The sequence below is a fragment of the Desulfitobacterium hafniense DCB-2 genome, from assembly GCF_000021925.1.
Taxonomy (GTDB): domain Bacteria; phylum Bacillota; class Desulfitobacteriia; order Desulfitobacteriales; family Desulfitobacteriaceae; genus Desulfitobacterium; species Desulfitobacterium hafniense.
On the sequence record NC_011830.1, the window covers coordinates 3,600,167 to 3,625,735 of the forward strand.

The 25,569-nt window shown below is 48.4% G+C and carries 25 protein-coding genes and 1 tRNA gene; 5 read left to right on the top strand and 21 right to left on the bottom strand.

All coding sequences use genetic code 11. The features are described from left to right. Positions 1 to 72: 72 nt before the first annotated feature. Positions 73 to 1,221: an amidohydrolase gene (locus tag DHAF_RS16795; protein WP_015944568.1), complete on the bottom strand. Its 1,149-nt coding sequence runs from the start codon at positions 1,219 to 1,221 to the stop codon at positions 73 to 75. A gap of 164 nt (positions 1,222 to 1,385) precedes the next feature. Here DHAF_RS16795 and DHAF_RS16800 point away from each other — a divergent pair, with 164 nt between their 5' ends. Genes DHAF_RS16800 through cybH form a run of 3 tightly spaced genes read left to right on the top strand, consistent with a single transcriptional unit; the run spans position 1,386 to position 4,939 of the window. Then, entirely contained in the window at positions 1,386 to 2,465 is a 1,080-nt protein-coding gene (locus DHAF_RS16800) for a hydrogenase small subunit (protein WP_011460190.1), read from the top strand. A 20-nt stretch (positions 2,466 to 2,485) separates the two neighbouring features. Then, positions 2,486 to 4,198: a nickel-dependent hydrogenase large subunit gene (locus tag DHAF_RS16805; protein ID WP_015944569.1), complete on the top strand. Its 1,713-nt coding sequence runs from the start codon at positions 2,486 to 2,488 to the stop codon at positions 4,196 to 4,198. 18 nt (positions 4,199 to 4,216) lie between these two features. Continuing rightward, the gene (gene cybH / locus DHAF_RS16810) at positions 4,217 to 4,939 is read left to right on the top strand and encodes a Ni/Fe-hydrogenase, b-type cytochrome subunit (RefSeq protein ID WP_005811165.1); all 723 of its coding nucleotides are present in this window, start codon (positions 4,217 to 4,219) and stop codon (positions 4,937 to 4,939) included. Between the two features lie 83 nt (positions 4,940 to 5,022). Here the strand turns inward: cybH and DHAF_RS16815 are convergent, their stop codons facing one another. Then, positions 5,023 to 5,442: a hypothetical protein gene (locus tag DHAF_RS16815; RefSeq protein ID WP_015944570.1), complete on the bottom strand. Its 420-nt coding sequence runs from the start codon at positions 5,440 to 5,442 to the stop codon at positions 5,023 to 5,025. Between the two features lie 360 nt (positions 5,443 to 5,802). On the opposite strand from DHAF_RS16815, the gene DHAF_RS16820 reads away from it, so the two are divergent. Beyond that, positions 5,803 to 6,495, top strand: a complete 693-nt coding sequence (locus tag DHAF_RS16820) for a TerC family protein (RefSeq protein ID WP_011460193.1) — start codon at positions 5,803 to 5,805, stop codon at positions 6,493 to 6,495. Between the two features lie 76 nt (positions 6,496 to 6,571). Here DHAF_RS16820 and DHAF_RS16825 read toward each other — a convergent pair whose 3' ends face one another. The 18 genes from DHAF_RS16825 to DHAF_RS16910 all read right to left on the bottom strand — a co-directional run bounded on the left by DHAF_RS16825 (position 6,572) and on the right by DHAF_RS16910 (position 22,983). Then, positions 6,572 to 6,814 carry a hypothetical protein gene (locus DHAF_RS16825; protein WP_015944572.1) on the bottom strand — a complete coding sequence of 81 codons (243 nt, stop codon included), beginning with the start codon at positions 6,812 to 6,814 and terminating at the stop codon, positions 6,572 to 6,574. Between the two features lie 55 nt (positions 6,815 to 6,869). After that, positions 6,870 to 7,424: a hypothetical protein gene (locus DHAF_RS16830; protein ID WP_242659898.1), complete on the bottom strand. Its 555-nt coding sequence runs from the start codon at positions 7,422 to 7,424 to the stop codon at positions 6,870 to 6,872. Beyond that, positions 7,417 to 8,127, bottom strand: coding sequence for a permease prefix domain 1-containing protein (locus DHAF_RS16835; RefSeq protein WP_015944574.1), 711 nt, complete (start codon positions 8,125 to 8,127; stop codon positions 7,417 to 7,419). Before DHAF_RS16835 ends, DHAF_RS16830 begins: the two co-directional genes overlap by 8 nt. Continuing rightward, positions 8,114 to 8,458, bottom strand: a complete 345-nt coding sequence (locus tag DHAF_RS16840; protein WP_015944575.1) for a PadR family transcriptional regulator — start codon at positions 8,456 to 8,458, stop codon at positions 8,114 to 8,116. The genes DHAF_RS16835 and DHAF_RS16840 overlap by 14 nt, the downstream gene beginning before the upstream one ends. Before the next feature lie 98 nt (positions 8,459 to 8,556). Continuing rightward, complete coding sequence (locus DHAF_RS16845) at positions 8,557 to 9,702, bottom strand: metallophosphoesterase (protein WP_015944576.1); 1,146 nt, start codon at positions 9,700 to 9,702, stop codon at positions 8,557 to 8,559. Positions 9,703 to 9,782: 80 nt separating this feature from the next. Beyond that, positions 9,783 to 9,859: transfer RNA gene (locus DHAF_RS16850), tRNA-Pro, on the bottom strand. A 93-nt stretch (positions 9,860 to 9,952) separates the two neighbouring features. Next, positions 9,953 to 10,405 (bottom strand): ACT domain-containing protein, encoded by a 453-nt coding sequence (locus DHAF_RS16855; RefSeq protein WP_005811150.1) that lies wholly within the window; start codon positions 10,403 to 10,405, stop codon positions 9,953 to 9,955. Positions 10,406 to 10,560: 155 nt separating this feature from the next. Continuing rightward, a complete protein-coding gene (gene spoIVA / locus DHAF_RS16860) occupies positions 10,561 to 12,045 on the bottom strand; it encodes a stage IV sporulation protein A (protein ID WP_015944577.1) in 1,485 nt (494 codons plus the stop codon). 420 nt (positions 12,046 to 12,465) lie between these two features. Beyond that, entirely contained in the window at positions 12,466 to 13,524 is a 1,059-nt protein-coding gene (locus DHAF_RS16865) for an NAD(P)H-dependent glycerol-3-phosphate dehydrogenase (RefSeq protein WP_015944578.1), read from the bottom strand. Positions 13,525 to 13,544: 20 nt separating this feature from the next. Beyond that, positions 13,545 to 14,132: a glycerol-3-phosphate 1-O-acyltransferase PlsY gene (gene plsY, locus DHAF_RS16870; protein ID WP_005811145.1), complete on the bottom strand. Its 588-nt coding sequence runs from the start codon at positions 14,130 to 14,132 to the stop codon at positions 13,545 to 13,547. 2 nt (positions 14,133 to 14,134) lie between these two features. Continuing rightward, positions 14,135 to 15,460, bottom strand: coding sequence for a ribosome biogenesis GTPase Der (gene der, locus DHAF_RS16875; protein WP_015944579.1), 1,326 nt, complete (start codon positions 15,458 to 15,460; stop codon positions 14,135 to 14,137). Next, the gene (locus DHAF_RS16880; RefSeq protein ID WP_035242874.1) at positions 15,453 to 16,790 is read right to left on the bottom strand and encodes a radical SAM protein; all 1,338 of its coding nucleotides are present in this window, start codon (positions 16,788 to 16,790) and stop codon (positions 15,453 to 15,455) included. The genes der and DHAF_RS16880 overlap by 8 nt, the downstream gene beginning before the upstream one ends. Further along, positions 16,783 to 17,424: a hypothetical protein gene (locus tag DHAF_RS16885; protein ID WP_018212810.1), complete on the bottom strand. Its 642-nt coding sequence runs from the start codon at positions 17,422 to 17,424 to the stop codon at positions 16,783 to 16,785. Before DHAF_RS16885 ends, DHAF_RS16880 begins: the two co-directional genes overlap by 8 nt. 24 nt (positions 17,425 to 17,448) lie before the next feature. Then, positions 17,449 to 18,636, bottom strand: a complete 1,188-nt coding sequence (gene ftsW, locus DHAF_RS16890) for a putative lipid II flippase FtsW (RefSeq protein WP_015944582.1) — start codon at positions 18,634 to 18,636, stop codon at positions 17,449 to 17,451. Positions 18,637 to 18,745: 109 nt separating this feature from the next. Then, on the bottom strand, positions 18,746 to 20,731 hold the full coding sequence (locus DHAF_RS16895; RefSeq protein ID WP_015944583.1) for a bifunctional 4-hydroxy-3-methylbut-2-enyl diphosphate reductase/30S ribosomal protein S1: 1,986 nt from the start codon (positions 20,729 to 20,731) through the stop codon (positions 18,746 to 18,748). Positions 20,732 to 20,852: 121 nt separating this feature from the next. Further along, positions 20,853 to 21,443, bottom strand: coding sequence for a lysophospholipid acyltransferase family protein (locus DHAF_RS16900; protein WP_011460203.1), 591 nt, complete (start codon positions 21,441 to 21,443; stop codon positions 20,853 to 20,855). Beyond that, positions 21,440 to 22,138 (bottom strand): (d)CMP kinase, encoded by a 699-nt coding sequence (gene cmk, locus DHAF_RS16905; protein ID WP_011460204.1) that lies wholly within the window; start codon positions 22,136 to 22,138, stop codon positions 21,440 to 21,442. Before cmk ends, DHAF_RS16900 begins: the two co-directional genes overlap by 4 nt. An 89-nt stretch (positions 22,139 to 22,227) precedes the next feature. Beyond that, on the bottom strand, positions 22,228 to 22,983 hold the full coding sequence (locus tag DHAF_RS16910; protein ID WP_011460205.1) for a CPBP family intramembrane glutamic endopeptidase: 756 nt from the start codon (positions 22,981 to 22,983) through the stop codon (positions 22,228 to 22,230). A 25-nt stretch (positions 22,984 to 23,008) separates the two neighbouring features. Here DHAF_RS16910 and DHAF_RS16915 point away from each other — a divergent pair, with 25 nt between their 5' ends. After that, the gene (locus DHAF_RS16915) at positions 23,009 to 23,347 is read left to right on the top strand and encodes a hypothetical protein (protein WP_011460206.1); all 339 of its coding nucleotides are present in this window, start codon (positions 23,009 to 23,011) and stop codon (positions 23,345 to 23,347) included. Positions 23,348 to 23,461: 114 nt separating this feature from the next. Here the strand turns inward: DHAF_RS16915 and DHAF_RS16920 are convergent, their stop codons facing one another. Then, positions 23,462 to 25,267 (bottom strand): L-lactate permease, encoded by a 1,806-nt coding sequence (locus tag DHAF_RS16920; protein ID WP_005811125.1) that lies wholly within the window; start codon positions 25,265 to 25,267, stop codon positions 23,462 to 23,464. Positions 25,268 to 25,569 lie beyond the last annotated feature (302 nt).

The following is a 25,569-nucleotide window of genomic DNA, read 5'->3' on the forward strand; positions in this document are numbered from 1 at the left end:
ACTCTCTGCCGCTTTGCTCTCCATTTCTCAGGTTTTCACTTTTATCTTATGATGGTCACTATGAATTGTGTCTTAGGCCGAGTAGACAATCCTCCCATCAATGATCGTCTGCAGAACTTTAGCGTTAATACTCAGCGGTTCCTGATCATAGACCACCAGATCGGCATCATACCCTTCGGCGATTCTGCCGATACGGTCATCACATCCCAGAATTTCAGCCGGATTGACCGTCAGACATTTGAGAGCATCTTTTGGGGAGAGGCCTTCGGCCACAGCCAGGATGGCTATGGTCCGCAATTGCTCGATAGAGTTGTAGGGATGATCGGTGATCAGGGCCACCGTTAACCCTGAGTCCATCAATTTAAGAGCCGAAGCATAATTCCTGTTGCGCAGCTCCATCTTGATGCGGGGGGTCAGCATGGGGCCCAAAGCCACCGCGACTTTCTTTTCAAACAGGTAGTCGGCAATCAGATCCGCTTCTGTGCCGTGCTCGATCACTAGTTTTTCGATCTTAAATTCTTCCGCAATGCGCACAGCGGTTATGATGTCATCAGCGCGATGAGCATGGGCCCGCAGGGGGATTTCACCCCTTAAGAGGGGAATCACAGCTTCCAGCTTGACATCACGCTTCTTCACTTTATCCGCCTTTTTTAAGCTCATATAATCCTGAGCTTGCATGAATAGTTCACGAATCAGAGAGGCCGTCCCCATCCGGGTCACCGGGGATTTTTTATCTGCACCATAGGTGGTGAGAGGATTTTCTCCCAGGGCTATCTTCAGACCTACCGGATTCTTAATCACCATCTGATCGATGATTCGCCCCGCAGTCTTGAAAGCCATGTTGAGGCCCCCAACCGGGTTATCGCTTCCCGGTCCGGACATGACGGTGGTGATGCCATGACGAACCGCATCCTTAAAGGCTATGTCCATGGGATTTACCCCATCGATTGCTCTCAGATTCGGAGTAATGGGATCGGATATTTCATTATTATCCACACCGATTTTTCCTGTTGCTTCCTCGATAATCCCCAGATGAGTATGACAGTCAATCCATCCCGGTAGAATATAGCCCTCCCGCACATCAAGAACCGGGATTCCTTTCTCTCCTTCAATTACCGGCCTCACCTCTTTGATTTTGCTGTGCTTAATGAGAATATCAGCCTTAAAATAATCCTCTTGTTCATGAAGCCATACCAACCCGTTTTTAATAAGAAGACTCATCCCTTCACCTTCTCCATCAATTTAGCCTTTCTTAGTATTACCGGAATAACCAAGATTGAACACATGCAGAGCATTGGCTTGAGGACAGAAGCGGCCGTCTTATGTATAATTTACCACTTTATGCAAAACAATAGGTTGAATTACAGCGTCAGGGAGGGATAATTTTGGGCGAGGATACCTATTATAGCTGGGCCCGCCGCAGAGGCATATCACGGCGTGACTTCCTAAAATTCTGTACACTCACCGCGGCTATGCTGGGTCTTGATTCTTCAGCTGTCCCCAAAATAGTCAAAGCGCTGGAAACAAAACCCCGGGTTCCAGTGATTTATTTAAATCTGCAGGAATGCACATGTTGCAGCGAATCGTTTCTGCGCAGTGCTCATCCCCTGATTTCTGATCTCATCTTGAATATGATATCCCTGGATTATATGGAAGTTATCCAGGCTGCTGCAGGAATACAGGCTGAGTCCGCCCGGCTCAAAGCCATGCAGGATTATTATGGACACTATGTCTTAGTGGTCGAAGGCAGCGCCACTTTAGGGGACGGCGGGGTCTACTGTACCATTGGCGGAATGACCGCCAATGATCTTCTCAAGGAATGTGCCGATGGAGCGGCCGCAGTCATTGCTTATGGCTCCTGTGCCACCAATGCCTGTATTCAAGGGGCTTACCCCAATCCTACGGAAGCCGTTCCCATCCGCCGTATTGTCAAAAACAAACCGGTCATCGATGTACCGGGATGCCCGCCCATCGCTGAAGTGATCACCGGAACCATCGTGCATTATCTGACCTTTGGCGAGATTCCTGAACTAACCAGTCAGGGCCGCCCCAAAGCTTTCTATTCCAAGCGGGTTCACGACGGGTGTACCCGGCGGGCTTTCTTTGATGCCGGTCAATTTGTGGAGCAGTTTGATGATGAAGGAGCTAAAAAAGGGTGGTGCCTCTACAAGATGGGGTGTAAAGGGCCCGTGGCTTACAATGCTTGTGCGGTCATGGAATGGAATGGGGGTATCAGCTTCCCTGTGAAATCAGGTCATCCTTGTATGGCCTGCTCCGAAAATAACTGGTACGATACCAGCACACCCTTTTATACTCATCTGGCGGACATCCCCAATAATGCCATCGGCAAAAATCCCGACGAACTGGGCCTGGCCGCTCTGGGAGTGGCCGGAGTCGGCGTGGTAGCCCATGCCGCGGCGACCATTGCCACCAAAACCAGTGAGAAAAGACAAAAACAGGAATAGTAAAGAAAGGTTTGGAATCTATGGCTACAAGAATTGTCGTTGATCCCCTGACCCGGGTAGAAGGGCATTTAAGAATCGAAGCGGTGGTTGAAGGAACTCAAATCACTGAAGCCTTAAGCTCGGGAACTATCTTTCGAGGCATTGAAAAAATCGTCGAGAACCGGGACCCCAGAGACGTCTGGTCCTTTGTCCAAAGAATCTGCGGCGTCTGCACCCACATTCATGCCCTCACCTCCATCCGTGCCGTTGAGGATGCTCTTGACTATCGGATTCCTAAGAATGCCAACATCATCCGCAATATCATGACCCTTACCCAAATGGTTCATGATCATGTGGTTCATTTCTATCATTTGCATGGTTTCGACTGGGTGGATGTTCTCAGTGCTCTTAAAGCCGATCCCAAAGCCACCAGCGAACTGGCCATGTCCCTGTCGGATTGGCCCAACTCCTCAGCAGGTTACTTCCGCGATGTCCAGAACAAAGTCAAGGGACTGGTGGAAAGCGGGCAGTTAGGAATTTTCGCCAATGCCTATTGGGGGCATCCTGCTTACCGTCTCCCTCCAGAAGCCAATTTGCTGGCAGTGGCTCACTATATTGAAGCTCTTAATTGGCAGAAAGAAATCGTCAAAATCCACACCATCTTTGGCGGCAAAAACCCTCACCCTAATTATTGTGTGGGAGGTCATCCCTCCACTATCAATATGAATGATGTTCATGTGATCAATATGGAACGATTAAATCTCGTCAAGTCCAAAATCGATGAGGCCCAAACCTTCGTGGATAAAGTCCTCCTTCCCGATCTCTTTGCTATTGCCGGCTTCTACAAAGGGGATTTATGGGGAGGCGGCATCGGCAATTTCCTTTGCTACGGCGGTGTCCCGATGACCGATATCCGGGAGCCTGATTCCTTCCTCTTCCCCAATGGTGCCGTCTTAAACCGGGATCTGAGCAAAGTCTATGATGTAGACTTAAAAGACCCCGAACACATCAAAGAATTCGTCAGTCATTCCTGGTACCAATACGACGATCCTCAGGCCGGGCTGCATCCTTGGCAGGGCAAGACTGCTCCGGCTTATGACGGGCCAAGACCGCCCTACCATAATCTCGATGAGAATAAAAAATACAGCTGGATCAAAACTCCCCATTGGCAGGGGCATCCCATGGAAGTGGGTCCCCTGGCCCGTTTTGTGGTGGGCTATGCCCGGGGCAATAAGCCCATCAAGGGGTTGGTGGACGATGCTTTACAGCGCTTAGACCTTCCCATTACCGCTTTATTCTCTACTTTGGGCAGGACCTTGGCCAGGGCGCTGGAGGCTAAACTTTCTGTAGATCATTTAGCCGGATTTTACGCGGATTTGCTGGCTAATATTAAAGCAGGGGACAGTCAAACCTTCAATCCGGAGAAATGGGAACCCAGCCGCTGGCCGGCTGCAGCACAAGGGGTTGGCTTTGCCGAAGCGCCCCGGGGTGCTCTGGCCCACTGGGTCAAAATCCGTGACGGCAAAGTGGAAAGCTATCAAGCTGTGGTCCCAACTACCTGGAACGCCGCTCCCCGGGATGAGAAAGGGGTCAAAGGCCCTTACGAAGCCTCTCTCCTGGATACCCCTGTGGCCGTTCCGGATCAACCTCTGGAACTGCTGCGGACCATCCACTCCTTCGATCCTTGTTTAGCCTGCGCGACTCATCTCATCTCTCCGGCAGGAGAAGAATTAGCCAAAGTAAAAGTTCTCTAGACAAAGGATGTGTGCCCCATGGCTGAAGCCAAAAACTATCAACCTGATGGGAGTCCCTCAAAACTCCGCTCTCCTATCTACGTGTGGCAATGGCCGGTCAGATTCTTCCACTGGATCAATGCCGCCGCCATCGTGGTTCTGTTTATAACCGGGCTGTATATTGGCAATCCCATCCTGAGCTCTCCCGGGGAAGCGGTGGGAAATTTCTTCATGGGCAATATGCGCTATTGGCATGGGATAACTGCTTATATCTTTACAGCCAATCTTCTCTTCCGCCTGTATTGGTTTGTGGTCGGCAATGAGTTCGCCAAGCTGCGGTTTTGGCGCAAAGAGTTCTGGCAGGATGCCGTAGCCACTCTAAAATACTATCTCTTTTTAACCCGTGAACATACAACCCATGTCGGGCATAATTCCATGGCTCAATTGATGTATCTTGTCTTCATCTGGGTGGCCAGTCTGGTCATGATCCTGACCGGTTTTGCCATGAGAGCCACCGCCACGCCCAGTGGAGCTCTCGGTCTTTTTTCCTGGCTGATCCCGGCGATAGGCAGTGAAAGTCAAGTCAGAATGATCCATCACCTGTTTGCCTGGGGCTATGCCGCCTTTCTCCTCGGCCATCTCTATATGGTCTTTCGTCAGGATATTTTGGATGATGATGGTACTGTCTCCTCCATGATCAGCGGCTATAAATATGAACTCCCCGAAACCGTCAAGCCGGAGGATCATCCCCCTTCTCCCTGACATCCATAAATGGCGGCTGTGGGGCAGCCTTTTCCTGCCGGGTTAATGAAGTTAAGGGACACCGAAGTGTCCCCTGCTTGTTTCTAGCTGATAACTTTGCCGGATATCGTAGCTGGGCCTGTGACGGCAATGTCCCCTTGAGCGGGCTGAAGGTTATAAACCAACACTTGGTAAACATGATGACCGACCGTTACATCGGTCAGAACCGTTTGGAAGGCTGCCAACATTTCCACCGGTTCATCGTCACCGTCTGCAAGGGCTTCCTGGTGAGCAGCCCCTACTTCGAGCCCATCCTGCAAAACGACCAGTCTAAGGGTGGGTTGAAAATCGGCAATGGTATTCACAACCTGCCAGCCAACAGATGTCTGCAATTCTACAAAATTGGCTGGTTCGGGTACAGAAAGACCGAACTCCAGAATTAATGTTGGTATGCCTGTGAGCGGCACAAAAGTTGCCTCTGCTTCGTTGGTTATGATGCTTCTGTTGTAACTTAATAACGCCATTTCCGTTTCTCCTCTCCAATACCTAATAGTAGGAATAATCTCTATTCCATTATCAGCATATTAACGAAGCGGAAATTGGTGTGACTACGAAAAAACTTTTGAGGAATCTTGAAGATTGTCCTCAGCCTTGCTATACTAAAAATATTAAGTCCAAAGGGGAGTAGCTGTACAGCAAAGTCGTCATTCACGGACTAAAAGTCCCGGCTTTGTTGGCAACACAGTTGTTAGCGAGACCTTTGCCCATCCGGGTAAAGGTTTTTTTTATGCCCGCATTCCTGACAACTGCTCCTTATACCGCTGCTGTTAAAGGCTTATTCCATTCTGGTACTGAAAAAAATAAAAAGAGAGAAGATGAAAGAAATGGAGTTCTTTAGCCCGGAGTTTTTCTCAGCCGTACTATCCATCGTACTTATGGACCTGGTTCTTGGCGGTGATAATGCCATTGTCATCGGCATGGCAGCGCGAAACCTACCCCGTGACTCCCAGAAAAAAGTGATTCTGATCGGTACTGGTGGGGCAATCCTGATCCGCTCTTTAGCGACCATCGTGGCTGTCTGGTTATTAAAGATTCCCGGTTTAATGTTTGTAGGCGGTGTTCTCCTGGTTTGGATGGCTTACAACCTCCTTACCGATGATAAAGAAGGGGAGCATGTAGCAAGTGCTGTGAATTTCTGGGGAGCCATCCGCACAATTATTATTGCCGACTTTATTATGGGGCTGGATAATATTTTAGCCGTAGCAGGCGCTTCTCACGGAAGTCCCTTTCTGGTTATTTTCGGACTGTGCATCAGTATCCCTATCGTGGTCTGGGGAAGCACCCTTGTTATCAAGGCCATCAACCGCTTTCCGATCATTATTCCCCTCGGCGCTGCAGTCATAACCCACACAGCCGTAACTATGTTGGTGGGTGAACCTTATGTAAAGCATTTCATTGGTGAAAGCGCCCTCCTTGAATGGGGCCTCAGTGCCGTCTTTATAACCATCGTCCTGCTTCTTGGTCACCAAAAAAATAAGAAAAAGGCTCTGCAGACTACTCAACACCATGCAGCCTAGTATACATAAAGGAAGCGTGTCCTGCCCTGGCACGCTTCCTTTATGCCTTATTTGCCAACCTGGATTCTCAGCGGAATTAATCTTCCACATCGATATCCAGGGCCGATATGGCCATCCAGTATCCCTGCCAAATAGCCAGGACCTGCTTGCCCACATTATTATACTCTAAGTTGATGGCCATCAAATCATCGATCATGACAGCCAGTTCCCTGTCAATGCGCTCTCTCATTCCCATTTGACTCTCCTGTTTGGCTACGTGAACAAAACGCATATAAGTAAAATCTGCCTCCACAAATTTGTTAAAGTCCAGCCTCTTCAATACATTCCTCATCCTTCCTTAGCCTAATCACATCATAACTATCTTACCACATCCCTTAGCCCACTTCATTCTCGGCACGAAATAAAATACTGTCCCCTTCACCATAACCACGAACCTCTTTTAGACCCCCATTCGGAGCATCTTCATCGGTCTGCCAGGTAAAAAGAAACAAATCCCCGTAGAATTCAGTCTGAGTCAAAATCCTTCCATCCCTTAGGATAATCTCAACCTTCTTAATTCTGGGGTCATTGGCGATTCCATAAAGTTTGAAATCATAATGACCATCATTAAAAGAACCATCCATCGTATAGTCTATTGCCTTAGTAGGATCATTTTCAAAGCCGACGGGGTTATTGCCAAAGCTCCAAAAAAAGAAGAGCTCTTTTTTTACCGTATTACAGGATACCCATCGATCGTATTTCCCCAAAATGTACTTACCTTTGTCAAAGTCCTCCATATGCACAACCTTCGATGGTCCATAATGGATGCTGCGTTCAGAATGTTCATGGGCTGACAGCGGACTCAGGTAGAGGCCCGAACGCAGAATAAACATAGCGCCTAACACAACCATCAGGAGCATGTTGCGCATGATTTTCTTAGATCTACTCATGGACATCACCGGCCTTCAGCGGGATTTCAACCCGATAACTTCTATTGAAGTGATCATAGCTGATGATTAAGATCTCCGCTGTTTTATCAAAATCCTTAAAGGTTCTTATTCCTTTCGTGACAATTCCTCCGTTGCTGCTGCCGGAGCCACTCCAATATTCATTTTCCAGATTGTCCGAGATCCTGCCGATTCCGCCTAAGCTCCATCCTCTCCCCCAGAACCGGGTATCGTAATATTTATAGATAATGCTTAATTCCCCATTCTTTTTCAGAATAACACGGGTAAATTCAATCACTGTATCATCCAAATATACTTTTTCATCAACCTTTAAATCATAGACTATGTCGGTAGGGGGAATATCCTTGGCTGGATCATCAGCCAGCAAAGAGTCCGTGATAGGTATTCCATAAATCAAGAGATTAATGGCAACTAATAACACAACCGCTTTATTGGTTAACCACCATAACCAGCCAATGAGCGGATTATGCTGTTTATTGAGCTCTATGCCAATTTCCTTTGGCTCCCCCATACCCTCCACCGCTAAATGTACGGCGGCTTCTTCCTCATAGCCTTGTTCAAGATAGTCCTCGATTCTATCCCAAAGGTGGCTTTCCAGTTCAGAACGGATGGCCTTTTTGTCAAAGGAAAATTTAACATAGGATAGAACAGTTCTCAAAAAATTATCAAGCTCAGGAGAAGGCATGGACATTACCACCTATGACTTTGTTTACTGAAACCGAGAACGTTTCCCAGGTCTGCTTCTCCTCCGCCAGCTGCTTTTGACCCTTACCGGTTATTTTATAGTATTTCCGCTCTTTACCTGTTTCACCTTTCACCATATACGAGGTGACTAATCCGTTATTTTCAAGCTTATGAAGAACGGGATAGAGTGTCCCCTCTTTGAACAGAAAGGTACTGTCCGAACGGGATTCCAGCTCCTTGATTATTTCATAACCATACCGATCCTGCTCTTGAAGCAAAGTCAGCACTAAAAGATTCGTGCTGCCACCAATCAAGCCTTTATCAATTTTCATCGTGCCACTCTCCTTATAAATATACCTTGATCATCTATGTACATTATACATAGATGATCAAGGTATAGCAAGAAGATTTAATTGAATCCCCTTGCGTTCTAACGCAATAAGATACTGACGATTTCACTGTGGGTACCGATCCGCATGGGCATCCCCCAGGTCCCCGCACCCGACGTCACGATAACATGGGGGCTGTCGGCATCCTTTTGGTAGTGCCCGTAGTCGACAACGAATAGGGCGTTTGTGAACAAACTGCCTGGAAATATCTGACCTCTGTGTGTATGCCCGGCAAGGACCAGATCAATCTCCGGGCCATATTGGTCAAGGTTTGAGGGAGTATGATCCATGACGACAACGGGTATATTGGTCGGCAGGGAAGCGATGGTCTCCGTCATATCTTTTCTTTTCAGCTCCCCAAAGCCCCCGATGGGTGAAGAGTCCAACCGGCCGATCAAAACCAGCCGCTCATCAATTATGGCGTATTCATCATTCAGAAGCTTGATATTGCTTTGCTCAAGGAAACCCATCATTTCGTTAAAGGTTTTGCCCCCGTCATGATTGCCCAGGCAGGCATAGACGCCGTACGTTGCCTTAATACTTTTAAACAGCTCAATGGCTGCGGAAGGATTGCGCAGCGCATGATAATCATCGTTAAAAATATCCCCGGCCAGACAGACAAGATCCGGTTCCAACTGATTGATACCCTGAACGATATGTTCCAGATTTCTTTCGGAATTGACAGCACCCAAATGCAGATCGCTGATCAGGACAATGTTCATATCGGCCGCTAAGGTCGTGTCTTTTGTTTGAACGGCATAGGAAACATATTTGATTTGATTGGCGTTATAAAGCCCATAACTGACCAGGCCGGCCGTTAATAAAATCACAAGCAGGCCCGCATAGAAACGGATATTCTGAGGGATAGGCCTGGGAATTACCTTGAGGATACTTCCTAATACTATCACCAAATCTGCCACCATAAAAAATAAGAACAGATAGATAAAGACACCCATCCAATGTGCGCCTATCCAACTCATGATCTTTTTTAGGGAAGCAGAAAGAGGCAAAAAACCAAGGATCAGAGATAAAGCAAAAAACAGATAGATACCTGCGTAAACCCTGGCGTTGATATACGGAAAAAGCAAGCTAAGCCATTGGAATAGCCCTCTCCCGATATAATAGTTCACACCTCCGTAAACAGAGAGTATCAATATCACACCCAAAATAAAGCCCGATATGTTCATGCACCCCTTCCTCTCCGGGTATAAAAAAACCCGCAAATCTTTGCCTGGAGCAAGTTTACGGATTTCTCTAATTTCGTTAATGGTCGGAGCGACACGATTTGAACGTGCGACCTCTACCACCCCAAGGTAGCGCTCTACCAAGCTGAGCCACGCCCCGATTGCATCCCGTATTTGAGGGACTTATATAAAATAACACATGTTTTAAAAAAATGCAAGACATAAGTTGGCAACACACACTTTATTTTATCAGCTAATTTTGTCCGATAACCTCTATTTTCCGAACCCCGTCTATCTCACCTAATGCCGATAATAGATTTTCCGGGATATCCACCATCCCCATATTCTCCACGGATATGGTGACATTAGCGATCCCCTGGAGAGGGATTCCCTGATTAATGGTCAGCACATTAGCCTTAAAACGGGCAATGGTATTCAACACATTGGATAAAACCCCTGCCGTATTCTCCAAAGTCAGGGAAAAGGTAATGATCTTTTCCCTGCTGGCCTCATAGAAGGGAAAAACCCCATCCTTATATTTATAGAAGGCGCTGCGGCTCAGCTGGACCCGGTCCACAGCCTCATTAATCGTATTTGCATCCCCTTTAACCAACAGTTCTTTAGCCTGGGCTGTTTTGAGGATGGCCTCGGGGAGTATATCTTTGCTGACGATTAAAAAATCTTTATTCCGGTTCTGACCCGCCACTGGCTCTCGCTCCCTACTCCTGAACTATGGGGCTACAGGTGTTATTAGTGACCATTATAAGCAAATGTCTATCCTATAGCAAGAGTGAATCAAGGGGACAGGTCCCGTTTTTCATGAATGAAAAACGGGACCTGTCCCCTTGATTCACTTTTGGGCTAGATGATGATGCAGATTAGACCGCCGTTGCCGTCATTGACAATCCTTTGTAAGGTATCCTGAAGCTTGTGCTGGGCATTTTCCGGCATCCGGTAAAGCTTCGTCTGTACCCCTTCCCGGACCAAGTCATGCAGGGACTTGCCAAAGATATTGGATTCCCACACCTTCTTGGGATCGGATTCGAATTCATCAAGGATATAGCGAACTAAATCCTCAGCTTGCTTCTCTGTTCCGATCAGAGGAGTAATCTCTGTGGTAACATCCGCCCGGAGAATATGGAGGGAGGGAGCACTGGCTTTCAGCTTGATGCCATAATGCCCGCCGGATTTCACCAGTTCCGGCTCTTCCAGATACATTTCGTCAAGATGGGGGGTTACTACGCCATAGCCATTGCTGCGCACTTCTTCGATGGCCGGGGCCAGTTTATCCCATTCCTTTTTGGCCTTGCTGTAATCCAGGACCAGCCTCATCAGGGTGTGTTCCCCTTCTACATTGACTCCGGTCATTTCCTCGAGGACTGTCTTAAAGAGTCCATCAATAGCCGTCATTTCAATTTCGGCGATCCCCGTTCCCAGGTTCATCTGCTTAAGCAGAACATCCTGAGCATTGGGGCATTCCCCCAGTTTATCCAGGGCCATATCGATATCGCGGATACGGCGGATGCCCTCAACGGATTGGCGAACAGCCTCTTCGAAGCTGGCCCGGACAGGATGGCTGGATTCCAGCTCTTCAACCCACTTAGGAATCTCAATATTAACTTCTGCTACCGGGAACTCATAAAGAACTTCTTCGAGAATTTGCGTAATATCTTCCGGAGTCATATCCAGGCAATTGACCGGAATAACAGGCACATTATATTTCTCTTCGAGTGAGCTGCTCAGCTCCATGGTCATTTCCGAATAAGGACGAGTGGTGTTCATAACGACCACATAAGGCTTTCCTAACTGTTTCAGCTCTTCAATGACTCGCTCTTCAGCATCCACATAGGCTTCCCTGGGAATGTCGGTAATGGAGCCATCTGTGGTAATGACAATACCGATGGTGGAATGATCTGTGATCACTTTGCGTGTGCCAATCTCAGCCGCTTCTTGGAACGGAATGGGCTCATCGCTCCAGGAGGTCCGAACCAGACGAGGCTCTTCACCATCTTCCGACTCGTAGCCAATAGCCCCTTCCACAGCATAGCCGACACAATCCACTAAACGAACTTTCATTTGGATGCTGTCTTTAATCAGAATTTCTACCGCATCCGATGGAATAAATTTAGGCTCCGTCGTGGTGATCTGCCTTCCTGAACCACTTTGGGGAAGTTCATCATTCGCCCGCTCCCGCTCAAATACATCCATGATATTGGGCAGGACTTGGAGGTCCATGAAGCGTTTGATAAAGGTGGACTTCCCAGTGCGGACTGGCCCAACGATTCCGAGGTAGATATCGCCCCCTGTACGCTCAGCAATATCTTTAAAAATGTCCACTTTTTCCACAAAAATTCCCTCCCTTTTGAGTGCTGTCCCAAAACCGGGGAAGGGCCCCCACCTTATCCCCCCACCTCCCTGACACAAGATGATGGATACCGGATAACTGGACTAGCACATTACGCAGTATAAGTATATTGACCGGCTTGGGCAATTATGTCAAAATTCCTTTTTGCCCTGATAAATTAATTTTCTCCTTGAATTCATCCGAATTCACCACCCAATCCTTTATCATTGCTATGTAAAGATCAAGCAATATATTCCATTTCAACGAAAAATAGGGTACAAAAAGCTAACCCAAATTCGGAATCGATTACGAATTTCGGAACTGTAAGAGGATATATCTGCAAAAAAAGAGCACCGCCAACCCTTTATTAAAAAGAGTCTGACGATACTCCCGACATTTTCCATCATTCAATCCTTCAGGTTTTACTCACCATGATCATCCGGGCCATTCTCCTGATAAGAACCCTGTTCCATGGCAATCAGAGCCACTTCCTCAATCTCGTGCTTTTTGCCTCTCATCATCAGAGCAGATACTGCCGCCCTGGGATCGGCACCCTGAAAAAGAACCTGGTAAGCCTGTTCTGTGATGGGCATGGAGATTTCATACTGACGGCTCAGCTCGTAGGCAACGCGGGTGGTGCGAACGCCCTCCACCACCATACCCACCTCTTTGAGGACTTGCTCCAAAGGCTTACCCTCGCCCAAAGCAACCCCAGCCCGGTGATTGCGGCTATGCCGGCTGGTGCAGGTTACAATAAGATCCCCCACTCCGGCCAGGCCGGCAAAGGTCAGCGGGTTCCCTCCCATGGCCGCACCTAAGCGGGTAATCTCAGCAATCCCCCGGGTCATCAGGGCAGCCTTGGTATTATCCCCAAAGCCTAAGCCGTCGGCAAAGCCGGCACACAGAGCAATAATATTTTTAAAAGCTCCTCCCAATTCTACACCGATGGTATCCGGATTGGTGTAGACGCGGAATTTAGGAGTCATCAGCATATCCTGAACAGCTTCCGCAGCCTGACTGTTTTGAGAAGCCACCACAACCGTGGTCGGCATATCCTTGCCTACTTCCTCAGCGTGGCTGGGACCGGACAAAACCACGATGGGATGATGGGGAAGTTCTTCAGTCAAGACCTGAGAAAGCCGCTTGTGACTTCCCTCCTCCAGCCCTTTGGCCGTGTTCACAACGATGGTTCCCGGTTGGAGATAGGCCCTGATCTTTTGGGCCGTCTCCCGTACGCTATGGGAGGGCACACTGAGCACCAGCATTTCCGCTTCCTCAAGCGCCCCTGCGTCCCCTGTGGGGCGCACTGTTGGGGGCAGCACCACCCCCGGCAGATAAGGACGGTTTTCGCGTCTCTGCTCCATGAGATCCATCTCGCTGAGGTTTCGCCCTACTAAGGCAACCTCATGACCTGCTTTACCCATGGAAACGGCCAGGGCTGTTCCCCAACTGCCTGCGCCATAGACAGCTATTTTAGCCAATGTAATCCCCCTTCCCACACTTATCGCTTTAGGTTAAATTTATTTTCCGTTCCCTTAAGAACTCTTTGAATATTGGTTCGGTGACGAATCACCACGCCGCTGACAGCGATCACGGCAAACACTTTATAAGCCATGGGCTCATTAAAAAGAAAAACAAGAATTCCCACGGTTAAGGCAGCCAACACGGACCCCACGGAAACATAACGTGTCAAAAAGACAACCAAAACAAAGAGGACAATGGCCATAACAGTAATCTTGGGCATCAAAACGAGAATGATCCCAAAGCCCGAGGCCACCCCTTTGCCACTGGGTTTAAAGCCAAAAAAGGGATTCCAGCTGTGTCCGGCCATAGCCAGTAATCCGGCTATAATCCCTCCCCAAGGACCAAAAAAGCGATAGCCCAGATAAGCGGCCAAGGCTCCCTTTAAAGCATCCCCCAAAAGGACGAGAACTCCCAATTTTGCCCCCAGCAAACGAAAAGCGTTGGTGGTTCCTATGTTCCCGCTGCCATGCTTGCGCACGTCCATTCCCTTATAGCGGCCTGCCCAATAAGCAAAAGGAATGGCCCCCAGCAGATAAGCGATAATAAATATCGCGTATTCCCACATCCTTATTCCCTCTCTTCATCCTTTTGTCTCACAATCATCCGAATCGGTGAACCCTCAAACCCAAAGCTGCTGCGCAGCTGATTTTCCAAATATCTGCGATAAGAAAAATGCATTAACTCATGATCATTGACAAAGAAGACAAAGGTCGGTGGTTTTACTCCCACCTGGGTGGCATAAAGAACCTTTAACCGCCGTCCCTTATCCGTGGGAGGGGGATTGAGATGGACCCACTCTCTCACTAAGGTATTCAGGGTAGCTGTGGCTACACGGGTCGAATTCTGCTCGGCCACAAAGTCTACTAAATCCAAAAGCTTAGTGACCCGCTGCCCGGTTTTGGCTGAGATAAAGAGAGTCGGGGCATATTGCATAAAGCCCAATTCCTCCCGGATATCCTTTTCAAAGCGGTTCATGGTCTTATCATCTTTTTCAATCAGATCCCATTTATTGACCACTAAGACGATCCCTTTGCCCGCCTCATGGGCATATCCGGCAATCTTCTTATCCTGTTCCGTAACCCCTTCACCGGCATCGAGCAGCATCAGAATCACATCGGAACGATCCACGGCACGCAAAGAACGGGAGACGCTGTATTGTTCGGTCAATTCCTCGATGCGGCCCTTTCTTCTCATCCCGGCCGTATCGATAATGATATAATGCTTGCCCTCATGCTCAAAGGCAGAATCGATGGCATCCCGGGTGGTGCCGGGAATGTTGCTGACAATCACCCGCTCTTCTCCCAGCAGGGTGTTCACCAAAGAAGATTTCCCCACATTGGGACGGCCGACCACAGCGATCCGGATGGTATCCGGGTCCACCTCTTCCTCAATGTCCTCGGGAAAATGGGAAACCACCTCATCCAGCAAATCGCCGATATTCATACCATGAACTGCCGAGATCGGGACAGGTTCCCCTAAACCCAGATTATAAAACTCATAGAGCTCCGTTTTAGCGAAATTCTCCACTTTGTTAGCGGCTAAAATCACCGGCTTTCCTGATCGCCTTAAGGTCTGAGCAATCATATCATCATCAGGAGTCGGCGAAATTTGGGCATCGATCACAAAGACGATCACATCTGCCTCTTCGATAGCAATCTCCGCCTGACGGCGCATTTGTGCGCTTATGGAGGTGTTTTCGTTGACAAATTCGATACCCCCCGTATCAATAATTGTAAATTTACGCCCCAACCACTCAGAATCCCGATAGAGCCGGTCCCGTGTCACACCGGGCCGGTTCTCCACGATAGCCACAAGCCCCCCTGCCAAGCGGTTGAACAGGGTTGACTTTCCTACATTAGGCCTTCCCACGATAGCTACAACTGGTTTACTCACAATCTTCACCCTCCAAATCCAATCCGGTCACTGCTTCCAGGAAAGCCCTCCCCTGGTTCTCAACCACCAAAGGTATCCCCTGCAGCTCTTCAGCCAGCCATTCCACGCTTCGATCATCCAGAAATACCTCTTCATCTGCTTTAAGCATCACCCGTGGAATTAAAAAAATCTCTCCTTTAATATTACCTATCTGCCCGGCAATATCCTGAGCGGTCAACAAGCCTGCCACGGTCACCGTGGGGCCAAAGAAACTATTAATAATAGTATGACGTTGGACAGTCAAACCTTCAATAGGCGTTAACTTTTTTAGCAAATCCTCGAAAAAGGGAGCCGCCGACACCCCGGTAATCAAGTGCACCTTCCGTTGCGGGATGGCAGGAGGAAGACTTTGCCGAGCATGATCGAATTCCTGGCGGAATTTGCTGGCCATGCCCACACCGTTTTCCAACTGGGCGAAATCATCATAGATCTCTATAGATGGGTAGTCCCGTCCTGCCGAAGCATAGAATTCGTCGGAAAAATACACCAGACTGCGACCTGTTTTCCGGCGGTACTCCTTTTGCCACATTTCACCCTTAGCTAAAATACTCCAGGCTTCCTCAGGAGTAAAAGGGCGTAAATCCGGGAGATTTGCCCGATGCTTTGTTAAACCTACAGGCACCACCGCGATGGATTGCACCGAGGGGTGAAGGTTTCCCAGCTCACCTACGGTCTGCTCAAGCACCTCTCCATCATTATAACCTGGTACCAAAACGATTTGGGAATGAATTTGGATCCCCGCTTCGGCAAGCCGCTTTAATTGCGAGGATAAATCACCTGCCCTGGGATTCTTCATCAGGCGGACCCGGGCTTCGGCATCCCAGGCGTGAACCGAAACGTATAAGGGACTAAGATGGAACTTAAGGATCCTCTCAAACTCATCCTCATCTAAGTTGGAAAGGGTGATAAAGCTCCCCTGGGTCAGGGAAAGGCGGTAATCATCATCTTTATCATAGAGGCTGGCTCTCATTCCTTGGGGCATCTGGGCTACAAAACAGAAGATACAATTGTTCCGGCATAACTTTAGACCGTGGGAACTGACAGCCTGAACCTCCATGCCCAATTCCTCGCCGTAGGAACGTTCAATCTCCAGTTCCCAAAGCTCTCCACCGGCCTTTTCCAGCAGCAAGGTAAACTCATCTTCCGCGGTTAAATACTGAAAGTCAATAATATCCCCAATCTCCTGTCCATCAATGGCAAGGATCTGATCACCACATTCTATCTCCATCTCTTCGGCGATACTGCCTGCATGGACAGCCGCAACGACTAAACCTTGTGCCAAGTTAGTCATCCTTTCTATAAACACTGCCTTCTTCCGCTTGTGATTCCTGAGGAGCAGCCATCGGCAAGAGGCTTAAGGCTTTTCTGGTTTGGTAATGTTCCCGAACTTCTCTGAGCACAGCAATGATGGCGCAGGCCCCAATGCTGAAGTGCCAAAGGAAGGCATTGGGAATCGTATAATATCTCACCACTCCGTCAAACAAAAAGACGGTGAAGGCCATGCTTATAAGCATCCCTCCGCCAAGAGCGGCGATCATGCCCCACTGACTGCGGGTACTGAAAAAGGCCACCGCTACAAAGAACCCTGCAAAGAGCCATTGTTCATAGGCAAAAATACCCGGCTCATTGAGTACGAACAAATCCTGAGCCACTAAGCAAAAGCTTGCCAAAAGAATACCTGGGTATTTTCGCTCTTCGGTCTTCTTCCAGGCCACTAAGGTAAGGGTTATCAGGACAAAGATCCGCGGAAAGTGCCAATCCCAGGGCGGAGAAAAGGCGACATTATGTTCCGCAATCCAGCCCAGAACCCAAGCCAAAGGGATCATCCTCAAGCCTTTTTCAATATGGAAACAGGGCCACTCCATCCAGGCCAAAAAACCCAGACTAAGGAGCAGCCACTCTCCTAAAGGAAAAACCAAGCCCATCCCTCCTATGCTTGACTTTTCCTATTATTCCCGCAAAGCCCGTCCTTCAACCGGGGTCATAGCTGAAGAGCGCCCATGAGGCCTGGATATCTTGCTGTATCGGGAAATATTCAGCAGGATGCCAATCTCCACCAAAGTAATCACCAAGGAGCTCCCTCCGTAAGAGACTAAGGGCAGGGTAATTCCGGTGACAGGCAATACTCCTGTGACGACACCAAGATTGATCCCGGTTTGAACAGCCAGGGAAAAGGTAATCCCAAAAGCCAGCAAGCGTCCGAAGCGGTCCGGGCATTGTCTGGCGATATAGAATCCTCTTCCATAGCAGAGGATAAACAAGCTGATCAATAATAAGGCACCCATCAATCCCAGCTCTTCGCCAATTAAAGCAAAGATCATATCCGTATAGGTCTCCGGCAGGTAGCCGAATTTTTGCATACTTCGTCCTAAGCCCACACCGAAAATCCCCCCCGACCCGAAGGCAATTTGCGCATTGGTAATCTGATACCCCGCGTTCATGGCATATTTCCAGGGATCCAGCCAAACGACAATGCGCTTCCACTGGTAGGAAGTGTTATAAATCAGGTAGAGAAGAGGACCGCCCAAACAAGGAACCGCCAGGATAAACCACAGCGCCGACAGCTCTGTCTGCCAGATAAGGGCGGCGGCCGTAAACACCAGAACCATGGTCGTTCCTAAATCAGGCTGTTTGTAGACCAAAGCAAAAAGAGGAATCAGGATGAGGGACGGCCAGGCCAAATCCCTCAAGCTTTTCAGGGGATAACGATCAATATAGTTGACCAGAAAAAGGATCATGGCGATTTTGGCAATTTCCGAAGGCTGGATCTGCACAGGGCCGATTTGCAGCCAGCGGGAAGCTCCACCCGCTTCAACACCACTATCCGAGCCAAGGACCAGGGCCAGAAGAATCAACGTAACACCCATCCCGATACCGGCGAATTTCTTGAGCAAAGGATAAGGGATTCTGGTCATGATCAGTGCCGCAAAGCCCCCCAGTAAAGCCCACCTTCCCTGCCTCAGCACATAGAAGAAGGTATTATCATTCTCGTTGTAGCCTCGCACCGAACCGGCCGTAAGCACCATGACCATCCCAAAAGCGAGGATGGCAAGAACCGCTATTGATAAGTAAAAATCCACCTCATGCAAGGGTTTGGGCATTTTTCCAAGCAGAGAGCGTTTGCGTTTTTTCGGCACTGCTGATCCCTCACTTTAACTTTCATCAGTGGATTATTTCTACGGACAGCAAATGACTTCCTGCAACCTTGCAAGAAGTCATACATGCCAAATGATCACGTTTTATCTTTTAGGATTCTGATTCAGATTGAACCACATCACCGATGGTAACCTGAGGTGCTTCAGGCTGACTGGCCAAGAGTTCTGCATCTTCCGTAGCCTGTGCTTCGGCAGCGGCTTCACGGATACTTAAGCTAATCCGCTTCTCTTCCGGCTTGCATTCAATGACCTTAGCCTGAACCATGTCACCGACTTTCACTACATCTTCAACTTTATTGACCCGCTTTTCGGAAAGCTGGGAAATATGAATCAGAGCATCGATGCCATCCTCCAGTTGGACAAAGGCTCCGAAGGGGGCGATGCGCACTACTTTTCCAGTAACCAAAGAGCCTAAGGCATATTTTTCAGGAGCACTTTCCCAGGGGCTGGGTTTTAATTGTTTCAGACCCAGAGAAATTTTGCCCTGCTCTTTATCCACTTTGAGGATTTGGACTTCTACTTCATCCCCCACATTGACATATTCAGAAGGATGCTTAATCCGGGTATAGGCTATATCGGAAACATGAAGCAGTCCATCCACTCCGCCGATATCCACAAAAGCACCGAACTGAGCCAGCCTCTTCACTACACCGCTGACCACATCCCCTTCCTGAAGGGTCGCCAGGAGATGCTCTTTCTTAGCCGCTTGCTCTTCTTGGAGGATTTCTTTCTGGGAAAGGACCACGCGCCGCTTAGCCGGATCAAACTCGATCACTCTGAGACGGAGGGTTTGGCCTTTAAATTGGTTCAAATCCTCCACGTAACCCGGTTGAATTTGAGAGGCAGGAACAAAGCCGCGCATACCTACATCAACAATCAGCCCGCCTTTGACCACATCGGCCACTTTTCCTTGAATCTCTTCTTTACTCTCCGCTAATTCTTTCAGCTTATCCACGGCAGCCATTTCATCAGCCCGGCGTTTAGAGAGCACCGGGTTCCCTTCTTCATTCTCCACACGGAGAACAACGGCGCTGATTTGATCGCCGATGGCTACAATATCGCTGGTCTGCAGATCGGAAGCTACGGTAAGCTCTTTCAAAGCGATAACGCCCTCCGATTTCCAACCTAAATCGACAAATACTTCATCGTGATTGATTTTCACCACAGTTCCTGTGACCAGAGCTCCCCGGTGCAAATTTTGCATTCCTTCGGCCCAGTCCTCCATATTCATCATTTCATGAGTTTCCTTGTTTTCCATTGTTGACATCTTCCTATAAACCTCCTCAATAATCCAATCTGGTGTCGAGGCTCCCGCCGTTAATCCTACGGTGACCACCCCTGTGAACCAGTTATCTTCCAATTCGTCGGCGGTTTCGATGAGATAGGTCTGAGTTCGTTCAGAGCAAATCCCCGCCAGTTTTCTGGTGTTGGCACTGTTTTTGCCCCCAACCACAATCATCACATCAACTTTGCCGGCCAATTCACGGGCCACGGTCTGCCGCTCTTCAGTGGCATTACAAATCGTATTATGTACCTTGAGCGCGTGAGTATGGGTTTTTAACTCATCCACAATCCCGTGGAAATTAGCAGCCGGCTGGGTTGTTTGAGCAAGCACGGAGAGCTGCTCATAAAAGGGGAGTTCCCTGGCTTCCTCAAGGGTCTCAATAGCAATGGCATTGCCGCCGGCCCAGCCTAAAATCCCCTGGACTTCCGGGTGCTGCCGATCCCCCACCACCACGACCTGACCGGACTGGGAAGATTCTGCCGCCAGCCGCTGAGCCTTTTGCACAAAGGGGCAGGTAGCATCCACCACCTTGACTTGACAGCGCCGGGCTTCCTCATAGATATCCGGAGGCACTCCGTGGGAGCGGATAATCAAGGTGTCCCCGGCTTGAGTCTCCTTCACTTCCCCGACGACACGAACCCCTTGTTTCTCCATTTTTTCCACAACCTGTTGGTTATGAATTAAGGGACCCAAAGAAGCGGTACTTGAAGATTGAACTGTTCGCTCCGCCATATCCAAAGCTCGTTTAACACCAAAGCAAAATCCGGCTTTTTCTGCCCGGATGATTTTCAAGTTTGCCCCTCCTTAACTCGCATTACGCTTAAAATTCGCTATAATTCCCAAAATTCCTTCATTAGAATTAAATTGCCCTCTCTGAGAAAAAAAATTCATTGTCCGTTTACGGACAAATAATCTAGGCTTTTAATTCCACAATGGCCTTCATGATTTGGTCGGCAGCCCACTCTCTGCGGTTCTCAACCCCTTCAGGCGCTTTGAGCTGTTCAGGAAAGATCGGTTTTCCCACAATGACTTCCAGGTGTCCCCATCCCCGCACAAAAAGATTTTGAGTTCCATTGACCCGCACAGGCACGATGGGAGCCTGGCTTTTTTCCATCAACAAAATCATCCCGGGAAACCCCTTTTGTATTGCACCGGTTTTAGAGCGGGTTCCTTCGGGAAAAAGTCCCAGAACTTTCTCCTCCTTAAGAACCTTCAGGGAATTGCGAATCGCGCTGGTATCTCCTTGTCCCCGCTTGACGGGGAATGCTCCCAATCTGCGAAAAATCCCCCCCAAAAGGGGGTTGGCGAATAGTTCTTCCTTAGCCATAAAGGAAACATCCCGGGGAACACTGCAGGCAGCTACCACGGGATCCCAGATGCTGACATGGTTGCTGACTATGATCACCGGTCCCTCCTTGGGGAGATTCTCAACACCATGGATTTTCCAGCCCATCACTCGAAACTGGAGGCGGAATATCCTTTTAAGAAACTGATATAGGTTCATTGGTTCTGACTCCTTACGTACCCTGTCTCCACTTTATCATTGAATAAGCTGAGGATACGGTCAACAATCTCCTCGATCTGCAAACCGGTCGTATCCAGCAAAATCGCATCCGCCGCCGGAATTAAAGGAGAGACAGCCCTTTGCTGATCATAGTGATCCCGGGCATCCATGTCCCTTTGCACCTCAGCCAGGGACAGCTCTTTTCCGGCTCGCTGAAGTTCCAGCCAACGCCGCCGGGCCCTTTCTTCAGATGAAGCGGTCAGGAAGATTTTGAGGTCGGCATCAGGCAGGACATAGGTTCCGATATCCCTGCCGTCCATGACCACCCCTCCCTGCCCGGCTTCCTGCCGCTGGAGTTCTACCAAGCGTTCTCTGACTTCGGGGTAAGCGGCAATGATGGAAACCGAACGGGATACTTCAGGGCTGCGTATGGCTTCCGTAACATCCAGGCCATCACAAAACACCCTTCTTGCCGCTGAGTGTTCCAGAGTGATCTCCGTTTGCCGGGCCATGCCCGCAATCTCCTCTTCCTGTGTAAGCGCTATATTCAGGCGCAAAGCTTTGTAAGCTATGGCTCTGTACATTGCTCCTGTATCGACATAAAAAAATCCCAACTGCCTGGCGATTGCCTTGGCAATTGTACTTTTTCCCGCACCGGCAGGGCCGTCAATTGCTATCTGAAGATTTTTTTTCACAGTAACACCCTCAATTTTGGCCAACTTCAAAACGACAGTTTATTATACCATAATGGCCCCTGACCAACAATCCGTTCTTCATCCTTCCCTCACACCAGTCCCTCGGAAAGAGCAACTAAAAGCAAGGCCACAATATTATTGACGGCATGTAAAGCTACGGCAGGTTTGATGGACTTATGCTTCATTACAAGATAAGCCAGGACCATCCCCAGAACAAAACGGGGCAGAAAGCCGTAAGACTGCAAATGCAGTCCGGAAAAAATCGCCGCACTTACGGCCGCTGCAGTCCACTTACCCATATAAGTCTGCAAACTGCCGAAGATAATTCCGCGAAACATGGTCTCTTCAATAATCGGGGCCAGCATGCCGGCCAGGATAAGATTAAGGCAAAAGGTCACCACCGTGGCATTGCCCATTAATTGTGTATAAACATCTGTATCCGGAGGGGTAAATCCTTTCTGCAGCAAATACGCTGCATAAAAAATATTAATAATCCAGGTCAGTATATAAAAGGCGATTACACTTCCCACATATCTGCCCTTAACATCCTTCCATCCCAAATCACTCCAGGTCCAGCGGCGGACTTTCATGATGGCTATAATAACAACCAGAAACATACCTTGGGTCACAAAGCCATTAACATAAAGCAGAACACGCTCATATTCCCACCAACTGGCGAACCAGGCCATGACATAGCCTACACCGAGATAAAGAAAGATGATGCCCAGAAGGGCATAAAATAAGTCAACCCAAGTTAATTTTCTGGGCATCATCTCTGGTCCATCTTCCTGCTTTAGATGGGGTTCCTGTTTTAGTTCATGCTCTTGATTTTCGATTCCCCTCACCTCACCATTACCATTTGCTAATTAATTGAGTTTATGGCAATACTATTCTTATTGTAAAACAAAGTGTCCGGGAGGTCAAAGCATGGATGGCATCGATTCAATTGTTGTGGATACTGCCCCTGTTACCACACTGCAGGTTTTTCATAAGCGGTTGAAAATTCCTCTTCCTGTTTACCTCGACGGGGTGGCTGAATTCACTGATCCCTGGGATGAACAGGCCTATCAGCTTTTTGTTCAGCATTACTTGGATGAGATGAAAGATCCCGGCATCCTCGGCATGGTACGGCAGGAGCATGATGACCACTATGTTTATCTTGATGCCGTCATCCGTTATCCTTCGGAGTCTCCTTTGGGTTCCCAGTAGAGTGCCGACAACATCCTTGCGCATACTTTTGGTGGTGCTGAGAAAAAAAGAATGGCTGGCAGCATAAATGCTCCAGCCATCCCTGAACTTGCTTAGTCCGTCCCGGAAATGCCTCTAGGCGTTGATTTTTCTATTCGGTGTCATCGGAGGAAGTTTAGCCAGTCTTCCTTTATTGGTAGCAATAATGACTATTGCCGCTGTGTATACTGCCACAGCGATAATCGTACCAATGTTGAAAATACTCGATGCCGGAGTATAGATAATCGAGTAGCCGATGGCTGCAGGAAGGAATGCATAGTAGAGGAAGGGGAAGAATGTTTTGCGGATAACCAGACCTTCTTTTCCCAGAAGACCTACGACTGCCGATGCAGCAACAACGTTGTGGACGCAGATAATATTGCCCGCTGCACCGCCGACGGCTTGAAGAGCGACAATCCAGGTCGGATCGACAGCAATCCGCTCACCTACACCAAACTGGAACAAAGAGAACATCATATTTGATACGGTGTTACTGCCGGCTACGAAGGCACCCAGACCACCGATGGTGGGAGCAAAGAGGGGCCATGCGGAGCCTGCTAAACCTGCAACTGCTTCAGCAAGAACGATAGGCATCTTTTCAAATCCTGCTAAACCACCGCCAGAGTTCATAAACACTTGAACCATGGGCACTGTGAAGATCAACGCAGAACCGGCACCCAGCATGGTTTTGAAGGAACTCTTCCATGCCCGGCCATAAGCCGCTCCATCCATTTTATGGAGGAAGAAAGTAATAATGGTGACAAAGATGAAAGCCGATCCTGGGGAAAACAGAATTTCCCAAGAAGCTGATATGCTTGTTCCAAAAATATTGGGGATAACAATTTTTGCTTTCTTAAGAAGGGTTGCTAAAGGTAAGAAGGAGACACGAGTAGCCACGAGGGTTAAGCCAATGAGAACATAGGGCATCCAGGCTACTAATCCACTCATCTTATTTTTAGCGGCAATATTTTGGATTTCAACACTGCCCGTCCAGGATGGATCCCAGTTTTTCTTCTCATCGAAATCCCAAGCTTCACCTTTCGGCATAAGGAATCCTTTTTTAGCGGCCGGAACCACGATTGCCAGACCAATCAGACCACCCAGCATAGAGGGGAATTCAGGTCCGAGCAGGTTGGCAACGATCAGATAAGGAACAGTCATGGCTAAAGCTGCAAAGATGGCAAATGGCCATACGGCAAGACCTTCACTAAAGGATTTGTTTTTGCCAAAGAAACGGGTCATGAAGGCAACGACGAAGAGGGGCATTAAGATACCGGCTGTGACATGCAGCAAGGCAACCTTATTGGCGATACCAAAGGCTATGAAATTATGCCAGTCAGAGAATCCTAAGCTGGAAGCATAAGCTTCGAGTTCCACAGTTTTCAACCCCGAACTTACCCCGGTGAGCATTGGTGTTCCAACTGCACCGAAAGAAACGGGAGTACTCTGGATCATCATCCCTGCCACAACGGCCGCCATAGCCGGGAAACCAAGACCGACCATCAAAGGAACGGCTACTGCGGCAGGTGTACCGAAGCCGGAGGAGCCTTCGATAAAGGAACCAAAAAGCCAAGCTACAATAATAACCTGAATACGACGGTCAGGAGTGATATCGGTAAAACCATTCCGAATGGTTTGAAGCCCGCCGCTCTCCTGCAAGGTGTTCAGAAGCAGGATGGAGCCGAAAATAATATATAAGAGCGTGATGGCAGTGACAATACCATTAACCGTGGCTGCACCGACCTGGGCGCCCGGAACTTTCCATACAAAAAGGGCTAGTACCACTGCTACTACAAAAGAAATTGGCATCGCTTTACTGGCGGGCCACTTTAAGCCGACCAGAAAGATTGCAACGACTAAGATTGGCATCAATGATAGGATGGCTAATAGTCCTGTACTCATTATAGACCTCCTCAATTTTTCTCTAAATAATACTCATTTAATCTTTGTTTGCTTGTTCATCGTTTTCCAGAAAGTATTTAGTTTCTAAAGCTGATTTCTAAAATATCATTTACCTCAATAAGCATCCCCCCTTTAAGCGTAAAAAAAATAGTCAAATGATAATATATCATCTGGCTAGACCAGCCTTTGTTTTACTATTTCGACAAAGAGCTTAATATTCCTTCTTTTAATTTGAAAATTTACAATAATTAAAATTTTCTCAAGATACTTGGAAGGATGTTTATACTATTAATTCTATATTT

Coding starts and splice junctions, on each gene's coding strand:
- DHAF_RS16795 (WP_015944568.1), bottom strand. CDS start 1,221: ATGAGTCTTCTTATTAAAAACGGGTTGGTATGGCTTCATGAACAAGAG.
- DHAF_RS16805 (WP_015944569.1), top strand. CDS start 2,486: ATGGCTACAAGAATTGTCGTTGATCCCCTGACCCGGGTAGAAGGGCAT.
- cybH (WP_005811165.1), top strand. CDS start 4,217: ATGGCTGAAGCCAAAAACTATCAACCTGATGGGAGTCCCTCAAAACTC.
- DHAF_RS16815 (WP_015944570.1), bottom strand. CDS start 5,442: ATGGCGTTATTAAGTTACAACAGAAGCATCATAACCAACGAAGCAGAG.
- DHAF_RS16820 (WP_011460193.1), top strand. CDS start 5,803: ATGGAGTTCTTTAGCCCGGAGTTTTTCTCAGCCGTACTATCCATCGTA.
- DHAF_RS16830 (WP_242659898.1), bottom strand. CDS start 7,424: ATGAGTAGATCTAAGAAAATCATGCGCAACATGCTCCTGATGGTTGTG.
- DHAF_RS16835 (WP_015944574.1), bottom strand. CDS start 8,127: ATGCCTTCTCCTGAGCTTGATAATTTTTTGAGAACTGTTCTATCCTAT.
- DHAF_RS16840 (WP_015944575.1), bottom strand. CDS start 8,458: ATGAAAATTGATAAAGGCTTGATTGGTGGCAGCACGAATCTTTTAGTG.
- DHAF_RS16845 (WP_015944576.1), bottom strand. CDS start 9,702: ATGAACATATCGGGCTTTATTTTGGGTGTGATATTGATACTCTCTGTT.
- plsY (WP_005811145.1), bottom strand. CDS start 14,132: ATGTGGGAATACGCGATATTTATTATCGCTTATCTGCTGGGGGCCATT.
- DHAF_RS16880 (WP_035242874.1), bottom strand. CDS start 16,790: ATGACTAACTTGGCACAAGGTTTAGTCGTTGCGGCTGTCCATGCAGGC.
- DHAF_RS16885 (WP_018212810.1), bottom strand. CDS start 17,424: ATGGGCTTGGTTTTTCCTTTAGGAGAGTGGCTGCTCCTTAGTCTGGGT.
- DHAF_RS16900 (WP_011460203.1), bottom strand. CDS start 21,443: ATGAACCTATATCAGTTTCTTAAAAGGATATTCCGCCTCCAGTTTCGA.
- DHAF_RS16920 (WP_005811125.1), bottom strand. CDS start 25,267: ATGAGTACAGGACTATTAGCCATCCTATCATTGATGCCAATCTTAGTC.